A 16,057-nucleotide genomic window follows, 5' to 3' on the forward strand; every position below is an offset into this window, starting at 1 on the left:
TTGAGAATATAGTATACCTCTTTCCAGATGCGGGGTTATAGATTTGTTGCGAATTCGGAATTGTAATGATACTAATTTTTAATCATGAAAAATATGGATATAGCAAAAAGATTTTCTCAAAACCCATTATTAAAACCTTCAGACCTGAAACCGGGAATCGAAGGTATGGAAATAACCTGCCTCCTGAATCCGGGTGTTTTCAGATTTGATGGAAAAATCTGGCTGCTGCTACGTGTGGCCGAGCGTCCTACCCAAAAAGAAGGAATCATCAGTTTCCCTGTATATAACAAAGCTGGTAAAATAGAAGTTCTGTCTTTTGACGCTAAAGATCCTAAACTGGATGCATCCGACCCGCGCGTGATAGGATACGAAGGTAAGAATTACCTGACAACAATGTCATATCTTAGACTGGTTTCCAGCGAAGACGGGATTTACTTCAAAGAGGAAAGCGAATATCCTCCCGTTTTTGGGGACGGAGAGCTGGAATCGTTTGGCATCGAGGATTGCAGGGTGGCTACGACAAAAGACGGTTTTTTCTTAACTTTTACCGAAGTGTCGCCTGTAGCAGTAGGAGTAGGGCTTATACATACCCGGAACTGGAAGGACTATACACGTCATGGCATGATATTCCCTCCGCATAATAAAGATTGTGCGTTGTTCGAAGAAACGATAAATGGAAAATATTTTGCATTGCATCGCCCCAGCAGTCCCGAATTGGGAGGAAACTATATCTGGGTAGCCGAATCGCCGGACTGTCTCCATTGGGGTAACCACAAATGTATTGCGACCACACGTGACGGCATGTGGGATTGTGCCCGTGTAGGAGCAGGAGCAGCGCCTATCAGAACGGAGGCAGGATGGCTGGAGATATATCACGGCGCTGATTTCAATCACCGTTATTGCCTTGGTGCTCTCTTGCTGGACCTGAATGATCCGTCTAAAGTTCTGGCACGTAGTATAGAGCCTATTATGGAGCCAATCGCAGCATACGAGCAAACCGGATTTTTCGGTAATGTGGTATTTACAAACGGACATCTGGTAGACGGCGATACGATAAAAATGTATTATGGCGCGAGTGATGAAGTTATTTGCGGAGCTGAGTTTTCGATAGCAGAAATCCTTAATACATTAAAATAAGTAACCGGTTAAAAATCTGAAATGAATAAACTGAAAAAAGAATATATGTTCTTTAAACAGCAAGAGCCGAATATGCGCACCTTGCTGATGACTAATATGCTCTATGCATTGGTTCTCCCTGTAGTGGAAATATTTGTGGGGGCCTATGTTATGCGCAATACCAGCGACCCCATATCGGTCGCGTTCTACCAACTGTTCATGTATATAGGGATAGTGGCAACCTCATTCCTGAACGGATACTTGCTTCGCTTTGTTAATGTTAAGACATTGTATGCGGGGGGGATTCTGGTAAGCGGGTTATCAATGTTTGCAATGATGTCTGTCAAATCGCTTGGTTTTGTAGAACTGGGGATAGCAGGATTTGCAATGGGTGCCGCGTCAGGTTTTTTCTGGACAAACAGGTATCTGCTGACTCTGAATAATACAACGGACAACAATCGTAATTATTTCTTCGGACTGGAATCATTCTTCTTCTCCATCGCTTCCATTAGCGTTCCTCTGGTGATAGGAGCTTTCCTGAGTCAGATAGACGGTAAAGAATTGTTTGGCATGGTGGTGAATATAAATCTGGCTTACCAACTGGTAACCATTGGTGTTATCATATTGACGGTTATCGCGTGTATTGTACTGTGGAAAGGAAAATTTACCAATCCCGTACAGAAAGATTTTATATACTTCCGCTTTTGCCTTCTCTGGCGCAAGATGTTAGTCCTGTCGTCTCTGAAAGGCATGGTTCAGGGCTTTCTGGTTACAGCTCCGGCAATTCTGGTACTTAAACTTGTAGGTGACGAGGGGGCACTAGGCCTTATACAGGGAATTAGTGGAGCATTAACGGCAATTCTTGTCTATGTTCTGGGACGTATAGCTCAACCTAAAGACAGACTGAAAATATTTGTGGCAGGGTTAATTATATTCTTTGCAGGAACCTTATTCAATGGGATTTTGTTTACAGCTACAGGTGTGATTGTTTTTGTATTGTGTAAAGTGATTTTCCAGCCATTATTCGATTTGGCTTACTTTCCTATTATGATGCAGACAATAGATGCCGTTGTGAAGATAGAGAGACGCAACGAGTATACTTATATCCTTAGTCACGAATTTGGCTTATTTATCGGACGGGCGGCCGGATTGATCCTGTTTATTATACTGGCCTTCGGAGTTTCGGAAGATTTCGCTCTGAAATACGCCCTTATTCTGGTGGGAGCTATCCAGTTGATAGCTTATCCTTTAGCAAAGAACATTATTAAACAAACGAATACTATAAATGAAAATGAGCAAAGTTAAAATACTTTTAATTTGTCTGGTACTCTTACTATCTATGGCTTGTTCCGAAAAGAACATTTCATACGGGAGCAAGGTAGAGCAGGTCTCGATTGCACGGGTCGATTCTATGCCCGATATGCCCGGCTCTTATAAAATGTTGGATTGGGAAGCGAAGGCCAAGGCTTTTGACAGCTTCGTTTTCGACTGGAACAATAAGAGTGAGGCAGGCTCGATGATATGGCTCGATGATAACCGCAGGAACATAGATCAACCTACATTCGGATTATACACAGCCGTAAAAGATGTCCGTCAGGGTAAAAATGCCAATAACGGGGAATTCCATGAGAGTCTGAACTCATTGGCTGCGCTTTTAGGAGCGGGGCTGGTAGGGATAGATAAAACGAATCAGGATGGATATAACTATGTAAAAATGGTTCAGAACTATTTCAACAAAGATAACGGGTGGAATATAGTGATGAATAATACAACGCCCGAAGTAGGCATGCTTGGCGGCGGATATGGACGTGACTGGTGGTACGATGTGTTTCCGAATGCGCTGTACTATGCAGTTTGCGATGTATTCCCAGATGTAGACGGAGCCGAGCAGATACAACGCTCTATTGCTGAGCAGTTTGTTAAAGCAGACTCTGTTTTGGCCGGGAACTACGATTATTCATACTTCGACTATGCACGGATGCGCGGAATGGTGAATCATATACCATTGCAACAGGATGCAGCGGGCGGACATGCTTATGTATTGCTTTGTGCCTATAATAAGTTTGGTGATCCCCGTTATCTGGCCCATGCCAAGAGCGCGACAGAAGCATTACTCTCTCAGAAAGAAAGCCGTTTCTATGAAATACTGTTGCCATTGGGAGTATATGCTGCTGCATATTTGAATGCGGCAGAGGGTACAAATTACGATGTACAAAAGTTACTCGATTGGACTTTCGACGGCTGTAAGAACCCCGAAGGACGTAATGGCTGGGGCATTATTGTGGGCAAATGGGGCGATTATGAAGTTAATGGACTCCAGGGCAGTATTATCGACGGTGGAGGCTATGCCTTCCTGATGAATAGTATAAAACCGGCGTGGCCTTTCGTATCTATGGTAAAGTATGAACCGCAATATGCTAAGGCGGTCGGCAAATGGATGCTCAACAATGCAAACGCGTGCCGTCTGTTCTTCCCGATGGAAATTGATGATGAACATCAGTGGGACCCTGAAATGAAGAGTATTACGAACGATAACATTTCTTACGAGGGACTGCGCCGTGTAGACGATTACGGCAAGGTTTCACTCAAAGGAAAGACTCCGGTGGCTTTGGGCGATGGTCCAAAATGGGCGAAAGGGAATCCTCCGGCAAGTATGTTCAGCGTATATAGTTCCTCGCCGATGGGTATTTTCGGAGCTATAATAAAGGAGACAAATGTCGAGGGTATCCTTCAATTGAATTGTAATGCGACGGATTTCTACGCTGAGCGTCACTATCCTGTTTATTTGTATTACAATCCTCATAAAGAAAGTAAATCGGTAAAATATCCGGCAAAGGGTATTGTAGACCTCTTCGATATTATAAGTAAAGAATATGTCGCCAAAAATGTATCGTCTGACGGCACATTCGAAATGCCTGCCGGTGATGCGCGTATTATAGTGGAACTTCCTGCCGGAACAAGACTGACTACAGATAATAATAAAGTAGTTGCAGACGGCAAATACACTATTGCATACAAATAATAAATCTCACAAACCAATAATAAATAAAACCATGTTAAAACGTTTATTTTTCACTTGTTTTTTACTTTTTGCCTTTGCGAATATATTTGCGCAGGAAGTAAAAACAATCTCCGGTGTGGTGACAGATTCATCTACAGGAGAGGCGTTAATCGGTGTTACAGTGGTAGAAACAGGTACTCCTAATGGCACTGTAACCGATATTGACGGCAAATTCACCCTGAATATCAAGGGGGATAAAATCACGGTTTCCTATGTCGGGTTCAACGCTCAGGAAATTACAGTATCCAAATCTACTGAAATGAATGTAAGGCTTGTGCCTAATACAGAACTGGATGAGGTAGTCGTAGTAGGCTATACCTCAATGAAGAAAAGGGAAGTATTGGGTGCCGTAACTAAGGTAAATTCGAAGGAACTTACGCAGGTTCCGGCTCCGGGGGTGTCTGAAGCCCTTCAGGGACGTGTTGCCGGGGTACAGGTCACTTCCGCGACGGGTGCTCCGGGGGCGGGTGTCACTGTGCGTGTCCGTGGAACAGGTTCTATAAACTCTTCTAACGATCCGCTCTACATTATAGACGGTATTCCTTCCGAAAACGGGCTGAACTCTATTGTTCCTTCCGATATTGAAAATATTTCGGTACTAAAAGATGCATCTTCTGCGGCCATATACGGTTCCCGCGCAAATAATGGGGTTGTGTTGGTAACTACTAAAAAAGGGCAGAATGGTAAGGTGAAAGTTGCTTATAATGGCCAGTTCGGAGTGCAGACTCACGGAAGCCTTCCGAAAATGGTAAATACAAATGAATATATAGATATTTATAATGTAGCTGCTAAAAATGACGGAAGAACTTTGATCGAGGGTGCTCTGGTTAAGGATTTTGCAAACATCAATCACTTGGATGAGATTTTCAGGACCGCGTTGCTGAATGTGCATGAATTATCAGTAAGCGGAGGTAAAGATAAATTCGACTATCTGGCATCGTTTTCTTATTACAATCAGGAGGGTATTATCAAGAATAGCGATTATGAAAAATTCTCAGGACGCGTAAATCTCAATTATAAAGCTGCAAACTGGCTGAAGCTGGGGCTGAATGTGAACGGAGGAAAGGCTAAGACTCATGTTGTGCCAAGTTCAGGAGATGGTTACGGTAGCAATGAAGGCGGTAGCGTTGTACGGTATGCGTATATGCGTAATCCGGCAATTCCGACCTATGATGCAAACGGAAATTATGTGGATTTACCGAGCGAATATTTCGGACAGGCCGAATACAACAGCTTTTTCGGCGACGGTTATAATCCGGTAGGACTGGCGAATATGACCGACAGGGTACGGGACGAAGATACTTTTCTGGGTAAGTTCAATGTAGAGGCCAAACTGCCATATAATATCGTATGGAATACCAATTTCGGGATCGACTATAGGAAAAGTGATTATAATATCAATAATAAAACATGGGGGACAAATAACAGGATAAATAATCCAAGTTCCCTATTAGGTCAGAATAATGAAAGCCTGGGATGGACGCTAAACTCTGTCTTCAATACAGTTCAGACTTTCAACGATGTGCATACATTGAATGCAATGGCTGGTGCGGAGGCTATCCGCTATAACGGTACGGATAAGAATACATCTTCATCTGTGAATGGTGATACCTTTTACTCAAGTGACTGGGCGTATTCTTTGCTTTCGTTCTTTGGTAAGGTCGATTATAATTATAACTATAAATACTATTTGTCGGCTTTGGTGCGTCAGGATGGGTCTTCACGCTTTACAGAAGGAAACAGATGGGGTACATTTTACTCAGTCTCTGCGGGATGGGATATACATGAGGAGGATTTCATGAAATCTATTAAAGCCATCAATCTGCTGAAACTACGTGCCGGATGGGGTGCTGTAGGTAATCAGAATATAGCTTTATATGCATATACCGACAAATATACACCATATGCAAACTACCCTTTCGGGGGAAATCCGTCAGTCGGATATATACAAAGCCAATTGGGTAACGATAAACTGAAATGGGAGACCAGCAACCAGTTTAACCTGGGATTGGATATGGCCTTCGCGAAAGGAGAATATGGCTTCAGCGTGGATTATTATAATAAAAAATCGAGTGACATGCTCGTGCGTGCCCCATTGCCTCCGTCTATCGGTAATGCTTCCCCTTATTGGGTGAACGCCGGAAAAGTATTGAATGAAGGTGTTGATGTGGAGTTGTATGTCCGCAAGCAATACAAGGATATGGGCTTTTCCGCTTCATTGAACTGGGGATACCTGCACAATGAAGTCTTGGAACTGGATGCGCCTATCCAGGCAGGACGTGTGGATAACGGTGTCTTTGCAAAATATATAGAGAAGGGATATTCTGTCGGTTCATTTTATCTTTATCAGATGGATGGAATATTCCAGAATGAAGAAGAAATCGTGAAATCGGCTTATCAGGGAGCAAATGTAAAACCGGGGGATGTCAAGTATAAAGACCTGAATAACGATGGTGTAATTGACGAAAAAGACAGAGGGCACGTGGGCTCTTCTATCCCAAAACAGACGCTAGGACTGAATCTTCAGGGTAATTATAAGAACTGGGATTTGTCAATATTCTTTCAGGGCGCCTTCGGTCACGATATATATCACCAGATGGCTAATGAAACAGAAGGATTCTTCAGAGGTTTCTCCGTATCGAAAGATATGTATGATAATTACTGGAGGGGAGAAGGAACCTCTAATGAATATTCGAGACCGTCATGGAGCGCTAAATCGAATAATGTGATAGCATCTACACGTTTTCTGGAAGACGCGTCATACCTGAGACTGAAGAATATTCAGCTGGGATATACTTTCCCTATCAAATCGAAATACATCAGCAGTCTGAGGGCATTCGGTAGTGCTACCAACCTGCTCACCTTTACCGGATACAAGGGGCTCGACCCAGAAATGACGGTAAGTTCCAATTCGGCAGGAGAAGGTGATATGGCTAATGGTATAGACTGGGGTACTTATCCTGTTTCTAAATCCTTTACATTCGGAGTAAACATAACCTTTTAAAAATTACCTGAGATGAAAAAAATAATAACAATACTAACTATATTAGGAATATTCTCCTTCAGTTCGTGTAACGATTTTCTGGATGAAGAACTGGACGGTGAATATACATCCGACAATATATACAATACCGAAGAGGAGGCGAATCTGGCTCTGACAGGTGTATATAACAGCTTGAGCTTTACCACTTCTTCAAATATGATTTGGGTTTTCGGAGATGTCGCATCCGATGATGCAGTGAAAGGCGGAAGCGCATCCGATCAGGCCGAGATAGGTATGATTGACGAGTTTAATATCAAATCGGACAACGGGATTCTGCTTTCATACTGGAAGTTCGCCTATGAAGGGATTAACCGCGCTAACAATGTGATCCATGCTGACTATGGTACTGCTATTGATGATGGGGTTAAGCAGCAGATGATTGCGCAGGCTAAATTTATCAGGGCATATTATTATTTCAACCTGGTGAATATCTGGGGTAAAGTGCCTCTGAGAGTGGAACCTGTGACTCCTTCAAACGTAAATATGGGACTGAGTGAGGTTTCCCAGATATATGTCAGAATAGAACAAGACCTGAATGATGCCGCGGGAGTATTACCTCCGTCTTATACGCAAACAGCAGACAAAGGGAGGATCACCAAAGGCGCTGCTTACGGTTTGCTGGCTAAAGCCCAGTTATATCAGAAGAAATGGGACGATTGTATAACAACCATTACGACCAAGTTGGAACCGCTGGGCCTTTATGGGCTTGAAACTAATTATGAAGACCTGTTCAAATTAGGAGCGGAGGACAGTAAAGAGGCGGTATTTGCAATTCTGCATGAAAGCAATCAAAACCCCGGATTGGGTAATTCTCTGAACCAGTGGTTTGCACCACTTGTGGAAGGAGGATATTACTTCAATGCGCCGACAAATAATTATGTTCTGAGTTTCAGTGAACAAACAACTACAGGACAGACCGATCCCCGCCTCGATGCATCAATCGGCCGTTCAGGTAAAGAGTGGCTGAACGACGATGTATTTGACCTGACATGGAGTATTACCGGTTATCTGGTGAAAAAGCACAATCAACCATTGGCAGAAGTACCGGCCGGAACAAAGGGTGATGGCGGACTTCCATATATTTACCTGCGTTATGCCGATATTTTGCTGATGAAAGCAGAGGCATATACGGAAACAAACGACCTGGATAAGGCTGCTGCAGCTCTTAAACTGGTAAGGGACAGAGCCGGACTTGCATATGCTAAGCCAGTGAATCAGGAGCAGATGCGGTCGGTAATCTATCTGGAGCGTCGTCGTGAACTAGGATTCGAGTTCCATCGGTTCTTCGACCTGATGCGTTGGGGAAAAGATGCGGCAACTCAGGCCTTAGGCTCTGATTTCAAATGGCAGGAGCCTCGTTATTATTTCCCGATACCGCAGAATGAATTGGATTCAAACAATGGTATTTAATCAACTAAAAACATTGACTATGAAAGAGAATAAGATATTTAGTATATTATTAATATTTGCCCTGATCCTTTCTTCTGCACTATTTATCGGTTGTAGTGACAGTGATAAGGAGGAATTTGTGGCAGGAGATACTACTAATTTAAAGAAAGAATTGAAAGAATGCTATGACTCTATTTCTGTAGCTACACCCGATAAGTTTACTACTGAGACAATTAATGACTTCAAAAGTAAGGTAGATATTGTTAATAATATTGTTGAGCAAGGAAATGTTTCGCAACAGGACGTTATTAACATGAGCATCCATATCAGAGAGGCATTCACCCGTTTCCTTAATTCCAGAATGACAGGCATACCGGAAGAAAATCTGTTAGCCGGATGGAGTTTTGATGAAGGAACAGGAACCTCACTCGTTGGTGACGGGGTAAAAGCTCTGACCGCCACTCTGAAACCGGGGCCTTCTGAAATCTTCTCAACGTCCGTACTGCCGGAATTTGTGGATGATGGAGTAAACAAAGCCCTTTATTTCAAGAACGGGGCACATCTCGAAGTAGAGAATTACAACCCGTCTGATTTCCTGGGCAAGAAACTGAGTATTGCCGTATGGTTAAAACCTGAAGTAATAAAAGGTGGTAACTATGTGGCTTCCCTGAACTATTGGAACAACTGGAAATTCCAGATACAGGAACAAGGCAAAGCATTCTTCACAATCAAATCGCAGGCAGGTTTTACCGATGCGGATAATGAAGCGGATCTTTCTGTTTCTACCGGCAGCTGGAAGCATGTAGTAGTTGTCCTTGACCTTGAGAGCTCGAAATTGTCGTTCTATATAAACGGATTACTGACAAAAGAGTGGACTAATACCACTAAACCGAACCTGGCAGGCAGCCAGTCTGCGCCATATGTATCCCCGTTAGGTACCCAACTGCCGTTGATGATCGGGGCGGCAACGACCTATGCCGAGGCAAAAGCATCCTGGGACTGGTCGGGATGGGATACTCCTACATCATGGGATCACTTCCAGGGTATGATGGATGAGATTAAATTCTATAATACAGCATTATTGAGCGGACAGGTCCAGTGGCTTTACAACCAGGAAGTAGAGAAACTGAAACAATGATAAAGTCTGGCTTTCTGCCGGTTTTAACATAGATCAGAATAACAAAGGAAGAGGCTGCCTCCGGGCAACTTCTTCCTTTTACTATCATTATGGAAATACTACCCTTGCCGTATCAGACCCTAACGCTACATTCAGGGAAGCCTTTTCATTTTTTGGATTCCAGTTCATTATCCTGCATTCGGTAGCCGGTACCTCTACATTATGGTTTCCGCTTCCAGTCAGGTTCTCAGTATCTATATCACATTGTTCGATTCTCCAGTTTTGTAGATAGTCGAGATCGGCATTAAATACCTTTGTCCTGGAGTTCTTCATTACAAAATGCCCCCAACCCCTTACTGTAGGTGTGATTATATCAGCCTCACAATTTTCTATATTCAGATCTCCACGCATTATATCTATATTGATCGATTCTGCTTTTAATCCCTGTATATTAGCTCTTAACCCACCTATTCTACTTCTTATGTCTACACAGGAATCCGCATATATAGTAAAGTTTATCCCCCTTATTGCTGCCGGGTCCGGAATCTCGTTTTTGTAATGATCTGCTAATAATTCTGCGGTTTTCACACGCAGCATGGTCTTATCGTGTAATGCAGATATCTCCAGATATTCCTTCAATTGTTCCGGTATATAGATCTTACCTTTATCTTCTTCCTTCGCAGCAGGCTGTATATTGATGAGTCCATCGAAGATAATATAATGTTTATCCTTATCTTTCCCGTCATTTTTCATCGGTATTGTATCCGCGTATATCTCGATAATTTTTTGTCCGGATATATCTATGCTGACAGTTTCGTCCGTTAGTATAACACCTGTCTTTTTCTCTCCGTCATAACTTAACGAAAGATAGCATATATAGCCTGTGGCAGTTAAGAATACCGCGGCTATGATACCCAATACTATTTTGGTTGTAAGTCTCATATCATTTATTATTATTGTTTCTTAATATAGTCTTTATACATTTCCACGATATCCTCTATCGGAATATCCAGTGTGTATATTTGTTTGAAGAAGTCCTCAGCCTCCTCTTTCATAAAGGTATCTTTACGCAGCTTGAGTATCAGTTTTTTTGCTTTCGGAGCTACAAAATATCCGATTCCTCTTTTGTTGTAGATGATTTCCATCGATTGAAGGTAATCGAAGGTGCGCATGACGGTATTAAAATTCACTTCCACAATAGCGGCATATTCGCGTACAGACGGAACCCTTTCTTCCTCTTTATATTTTTCCAGTAGTATCTCGTCACAGATGCGGTCGGCTATCTGCAAATAGATTGCTTTATTTTCTTTAAAATTCATAAGCTAGAGTCGTTTAATTACTTCAGATTCCCTGAATCTGAAAAAAGCCAATACCCAATTTACCACAGCGAAGATGATGCATAGAATTGCCATATATCCCACTATAGTAGTATCCTGAACACCAAATGTTTTCTGCTGTAACGCATTTCCAAAGTTGTCCATGCCGTTTTCGAAAAGGAGAGAGATTACACACCAGCACACCAGAAGGAAAGTGATAAAGATGATAGTGCCTGCCGAAAATGTTTTTACCAGCGAATTTTTCGGCCAAAATGTCGATCCCAGGATAAACAGGGACTGAATAAAGGAGAAAAGGCCGACTGAAAATGTAAATCTTGTCATGTTATTAAAAACATAGTCGTAACTATCCTTTCCTATAAATTTATCGAAGTGAATAAATTGCACATCTATGTCAGGGAAGCGGATAGAACAGATCAGTACCCGGGTAGCGTCTGACAACCAGAATAGAATGAAGAAAACCGCCATGTAGCCGATTGTCATGATAAACCAACGGGAAAAGTATTTTTCAAAAGATGATGAAGGATTCATCAAATACACAAGCCGCTTTGTTTTGCTGTTGATAGGTTCCATTGCCATGGAAGCGCTGATACAGCCGAATATGAAAAAGACGAAGGCAGTGAAGACTATCAAATCCCTGTTCAGGTATTTTAAACGATTAATGCCCTGTTCTAATTCGGAATATGTCAGAAAAGCGCTCCATGTAGTCACAAGGGTGAGTGCCCCGTAAATTGTAAGGATGCGGATCAGATACTTTTTCCAGTTTTCCTGTATGTCTTTCCTTAACAGCAAGACAAATCGGTTTATATCAAATGTATTGTTCATAATTTATCAGGTTTTATTGTAGTATTGCTGTTATCTTTTCCGTATTGCTTAAAGTCGCGTTGAACAATGTTTCCAGATTCAGGGAAGTCTCCTCATTGTTTTCGTTCTCAAGGATTAGCTTGTATCCTTGTATAGATGGTGAGGCGTACAACGCTTTCTCCACATCTTTTTCATTATAACTTTCCATAAAGCGCAGTTTCTCACAAATCCTCGATACGGAAGAATTCATCAGCACTTTATTATTATCGAGGATAATCACCTGCTCCAGTAGCTTATCCACATCCTGTACCTGATGCGTCGAGATCAGAATCGTTTTTTCATCGGTCATTCCCGATGCTATAAATTTCCGGAACTGGCTTTTACCGGGGATATCAAGTCCGTTTGTCGGCTCATCCATCAGCAACAGGGGAGTGTTCGCGGCCAAAGCGAAGCTCATAAAGACTTTCTTCTTTTGGCCCAAAGAAAGTTCGTTCAGATGCACATTGGCTTCCATCTCGAAGTATTCCAGATTTTCATCCAGTTGTTTCTGACTGAAAGAGGGATAGAACGGGCGATTGATCTCCACATACTTTTTCAATGGGATATTAGGTAACTCAAATTCTTCGGGCACTATGAACATATCCCGCAATGTGGAAGGCATACGCTTTGCCACATCTTCGCCTTTATATTCTACTTTACCCTTTTCAGGACTTAAGAGGCCTGTAAGCAGGTACAACATAGTCGATTTACCCGCTCCGTTCTTTCCTAACAAGCCGCAAACTTTTCCTTTCTCTATCGAGATCGAAAAATCATTGAATATTAGCTTTTTCTTATACCCGAAGGTAACGTTACGCATTGATATCATATTCATTAGATTAAAAATATAACAGTGTAATAGTATAATAGTACACGCAAATGTATTGATAATTTTCATAAATACAATAGCAAACACATTTTTTTAGAAAAAAAAGTTTATGCTGAACAGATACAGGACTGGCCGATAACTAATTTAGCGGCTCAATTGATAAATAGTGTGAAGCGAAAATAGTTTGTGTTTCATCCGCTAATATTATACTTATTGTTAAAAAAAGGTGACACAAGTAACAGAATTAATGGAAAATCAAAAGTTATTTTCTACAATATCCTGAAGCTCGGATATTCATTTTGTATTCCCGTATGATATTCTTCACTTTTCGTTTTTCACTTTCAATTATTTTCTCCGCTTCTTTCTCCTCTTTCCTGCCGGATGGCTATTGTTCCTTCTTATCATGCCTTTCCGTTCAGCTATGGCTCTGTCCGGCATTATCTCCGTTTCCGCATCTTCAAGATCATCGACGAGGCTTTCTTTTTCATCTGCCGGAACACTCCCGCCCTCCTCGATATGCTCAGCTATCTGATTTTCTATATCCTTTGTAATAGTTACGTCATTAACTATTATATTTTTCCGGGTTGTGATATCTTCCTCCTCCTTTTGGGTTGATTGGCAATTCTCAATTTTATCCTGCCTGTCGAGTAACAGCTTAATTGTCTTCAGATCGGGCAGGCAATATTTCCTGCGGATAATTTTCGATTGTAGAACCAGTTTTTCCGGTTCATCTTCGTCCGGCAGGTATGTTTCTTTCTCTTCTACCATCATATGCCCGTCCAGCCGCTTTTTAAGGGACGAATACAACATTTGCCGTATCCTGTCTTCGCGCCGGCATTCTGCGTCGAATATCTCTTTTGCCAAACCCGGTACCGTCTCTTTCCAGCAGTAAAAAGTCTTTCGGCTGATACCTGTAACCCTGCAAATTTCCGCTACGGAACAAAAATCGTCTTCTATCAGCGAAACAATCGTCTCTGCTACACCTTCGTTATACTTTGCCATATGCTTTAAATAATTATAAATATAAATTATGAGTTATGAATGGCATAAGAAAAGTTATTATCCATCCATTATTTTCAGTATAGATAAATGTGGGTGGAAATGATTGTCTTTTTTAACATAAAGTTTTGTGAACTCTTGTGGATTGGTCGTCAGAATGTTTGTTTTGTCATGTACTTAGGGCATTGCCCAATGAGCAATCGCCGAAGCGAAGGCGAGGCAAGGCGAACCAAAAGGCTTGGTCAGCCTGCACCGCCGGTATCATGGACGCATGGGCCATTGTAGCCGGAAATTAAAGTATTTTTGATTACTTTTTGTTTAGGAAACAGCGTCCGGCAGAGTGAAGCGGAGCTGAAAAAATAATACAGGCAATCTTTGGTTGCGCGTGATAAATAGGGATAGAACAATTTTATATTGCGGTAATGACCTTATTTCACCACAACTATTCCCTCAGGGGCTTTAATCTCTGATTTTATCTTTCCATCGGCTTGTTTCGTATGCTTTATCTCAATTACCCCGTACGGAGTAGGAAAAGTCCCTTCCACCCATTCTAGATCTCCCAGATTAGGCATGATCCGTATTTTTTTGCATCCCGCCTCCAGAGGTTCTACACCCAGCACATAGCGGCTGAGCCATGTGGTGGGGCCGGATGCCCAACCATGACAGAAACTATGGCGGTATCCTTTGTAGCAATATGCGCCATAAGAAGCATGAACATCTATTTTGTCTTCGGGTACAACCTCATCTATACGTGCTGCATTTTTCATCCAGCCGATATCGAAATCTTCCCAGAATGTCGTCGCGCCCAGGTCGAGCATAGCTCCCCAGTATTCACGTATATTATCCAGCGCCCCTTTATAATCTCCGGCTTTTGCACGGGCATTCAGCATATAGTATCCGTAAAACGTAGACATGCCGTGTACTCCGTTTTTTGCCAACACCTCATCATTCGCTTTCTCCGGTGCGATAAGTCCGGACAGGCCCAGTAGAGAGGCCGCCTGTTTGGACGAGGTTATGGCGGGTACGTATTTTCTTAACTTCTTTAAAGTTGATTGACAGAGTGCTTCAGTGTCTTTGTCGCCCAGGATTCTGCTTATTTCTTTTCCTGCTTCGAATGTTATCACCATCATCGATTGCAGGCCGGCATGGATAGCCTCGGGGTTCTTACTCGATGGCCAATCGAGGAAACGGTTTCCATCCAGTATTTCTTTTCCGTCTTTATCTGTTTTTTCGCTTAATAGCTTAAGTAGCCGGGACATATATTCCTGCTGTTCCTTCAGGTATTCCAGATTGCCCTGATACAGATACCAGTCACGGTGGATTATGATCCACCACATGGAATACGAACTGATACCGTTCATCCATGCAGGCAGAGGCGTGATATCCCGTGCCAGATCGAGGCTTTTGGGTACCACATCGTTATATCCGAAAACAGTATTGATTGTCATTACCTCGGGGTGAAGGTCGCCCACCCATACCAATCTATCGCGCTTTATAGCGTCCCACAGGTAATCCTGCATATTCAGATGCACAGTATAGGCACCGGTAAGCCATATCCGGTTCAGGCGTTCATCGTTACAACGGAAAGAACCCAGATAGGGTATGTCCCTGTATGCAAATGCAGCATTTATCTCTTTAATTTCAACTTCGGTATCCGTGTCCATAACATCTATGCGGACAAATCGGAAACCGGAATCACCAACAGTCAGCCGTCCCAGCCAGGGCAGCGTTACTATAAATCACGCATGGCATGGTCGTTCGTCGCCCCGCCTTTACCCCCGATATCGCTCATCGTTTCTGCAACGGATTCACCGAAGCGTATACGCACCTTTCCCACCGGATTCTTATTATTTATGGATGTTATTATTTCCAATCCACCCTGTATCTCTTTGCCGAAATCGAGGATGATCCCTCCTTTATTTGTATCATCGCCGGTTAGTTTAAGATAAGTTCCGCTATTCAGGTCGGCTTGTCCTGTGCCTTGTTTTAGGATAGACCGCGCATTTATCACATATTTTCCGCTATTGTTATCTGAAGTCCAGACAATGCGGGCAGGAGTAAGGTAATTATATACCAGACTTGTTGACCTGACTTTTATATTGGTATCATCCTGAAATGGGAGAGGTAATTGCTGGGCCGGGATATTCTCGCTTACTAAAAATAAGGCAGCTAATGCCAGACTTAATATTATTCGCATGTTCTTCATTGTTGGTTAACTTAATCCGGATTCATCACTTTTTTCGTTATCAGGCTACGGTAAAATTTATGGGACCCGCCAAAGATAGCTGTTTTATCTGTCTATATAAATTTACAATTTGACAGACCTATT

At 42.4% G+C, this 16,057-nt stretch carries 11 protein-coding genes and 1 pseudogene; 6 read left to right on the forward strand and 6 right to left on the reverse strand.

Features of this window, described 5'->3' with window-relative positions:
- The first annotated feature begins 93 nt into the window (after positions 1-93).
- From ACYQ3L_RS05060 to ACYQ3L_RS05085, 6 genes are read left to right on the forward strand one after another with little or no spacing between them, the layout of a single operon-like run.
- A complete protein-coding gene (locus tag ACYQ3L_RS05060; RefSeq protein WP_379994612.1) occupies positions 94-1,137 on the forward strand; it encodes a glycoside hydrolase family 130 protein in 1,044 nt (347 codons plus the stop codon).
- A 21-nt stretch (positions 1,138-1,158) separates the two neighbouring features.
- On the forward strand, positions 1,159-2,421 hold the full coding sequence (locus tag ACYQ3L_RS05065) for an MFS transporter (RefSeq protein ID WP_291111544.1): 1,263 nt from the start codon (positions 1,159-1,161) through the stop codon (positions 2,419-2,421).
- Between the two features lie 34 nt (positions 2,422-2,455).
- Positions 2,456-4,138: a hypothetical protein gene (locus ACYQ3L_RS05070; RefSeq protein ID WP_379994718.1), complete on the forward strand. Its 1,683-nt coding sequence runs from the start codon at positions 2,456-2,458 to the stop codon at positions 4,136-4,138.
- Positions 4,139-4,169: 31 nt separating this feature from the next.
- Complete coding sequence (locus ACYQ3L_RS05075; protein ID WP_379994611.1) at positions 4,170-7,181, forward strand: SusC/RagA family TonB-linked outer membrane protein; 3,012 nt, start codon at positions 4,170-4,172, stop codon at positions 7,179-7,181.
- A 12-nt stretch (positions 7,182-7,193) separates the two neighbouring features.
- Positions 7,194-8,630, forward strand: coding sequence for a RagB/SusD family nutrient uptake outer membrane protein (locus ACYQ3L_RS05080; protein WP_379994610.1), 1,437 nt, complete (start codon positions 7,194-7,196; stop codon positions 8,628-8,630).
- A gap of 19 nt (positions 8,631-8,649) precedes the next feature.
- Positions 8,650-9,747 (forward strand): LamG domain-containing protein, encoded by a 1,098-nt coding sequence (locus ACYQ3L_RS05085; protein WP_379994609.1) that lies wholly within the window; start codon positions 8,650-8,652, stop codon positions 9,745-9,747.
- 87 nt (positions 9,748-9,834) lie between these two features.
- On the opposite strand, the gene ACYQ3L_RS05090 is transcribed toward ACYQ3L_RS05085, so the two are convergent.
- The 6 genes and pseudogenes from ACYQ3L_RS05090 to ACYQ3L_RS05115 all read right to left on the reverse strand — a co-directional run bounded on the left by ACYQ3L_RS05090 (position 9,835) and on the right by ACYQ3L_RS05115 (position 15,925).
- Positions 9,835-10,668: a hypothetical protein gene (locus ACYQ3L_RS05090; protein ID WP_379994608.1), complete on the reverse strand. Its 834-nt coding sequence runs from the start codon at positions 10,666-10,668 to the stop codon at positions 9,835-9,837.
- 11 nt (positions 10,669-10,679) lie between these two features.
- The gene (locus ACYQ3L_RS05095) at positions 10,680-11,045 is read right to left on the reverse strand and encodes a GntR family transcriptional regulator (protein ID WP_379994607.1); all 366 of its coding nucleotides are present in this window, start codon (positions 11,043-11,045) and stop codon (positions 10,680-10,682) included.
- A gap of 3 nt (positions 11,046-11,048) precedes the next feature.
- Positions 11,049-11,885, reverse strand: a complete 837-nt coding sequence (locus ACYQ3L_RS05100; RefSeq protein ID WP_379994606.1) for a hypothetical protein — start codon at positions 11,883-11,885, stop codon at positions 11,049-11,051.
- Positions 11,886-11,898: 13 nt separating this feature from the next.
- Positions 11,899-12,735 (reverse strand): ABC transporter ATP-binding protein, encoded by an 837-nt coding sequence (locus ACYQ3L_RS05105; RefSeq protein ID WP_379994605.1) that lies wholly within the window; start codon positions 12,733-12,735, stop codon positions 11,899-11,901.
- 339 nt (positions 12,736-13,074) lie between these two features.
- The gene (locus ACYQ3L_RS05110; RefSeq protein ID WP_379994604.1) at positions 13,075-13,731 is read right to left on the reverse strand and encodes a helix-turn-helix domain-containing protein; all 657 of its coding nucleotides are present in this window, start codon (positions 13,729-13,731) and stop codon (positions 13,075-13,077) included.
- Between the two features lie 425 nt (positions 13,732-14,156).
- Positions 14,157-15,925: pseudogene (locus tag ACYQ3L_RS05115) on the reverse strand (alpha-L-rhamnosidase-related protein).
- Positions 15,926-16,057: the final 132 nt, after the last annotated feature.

The organism is Dysgonomonas termitidis (genome assembly GCF_054657735.1).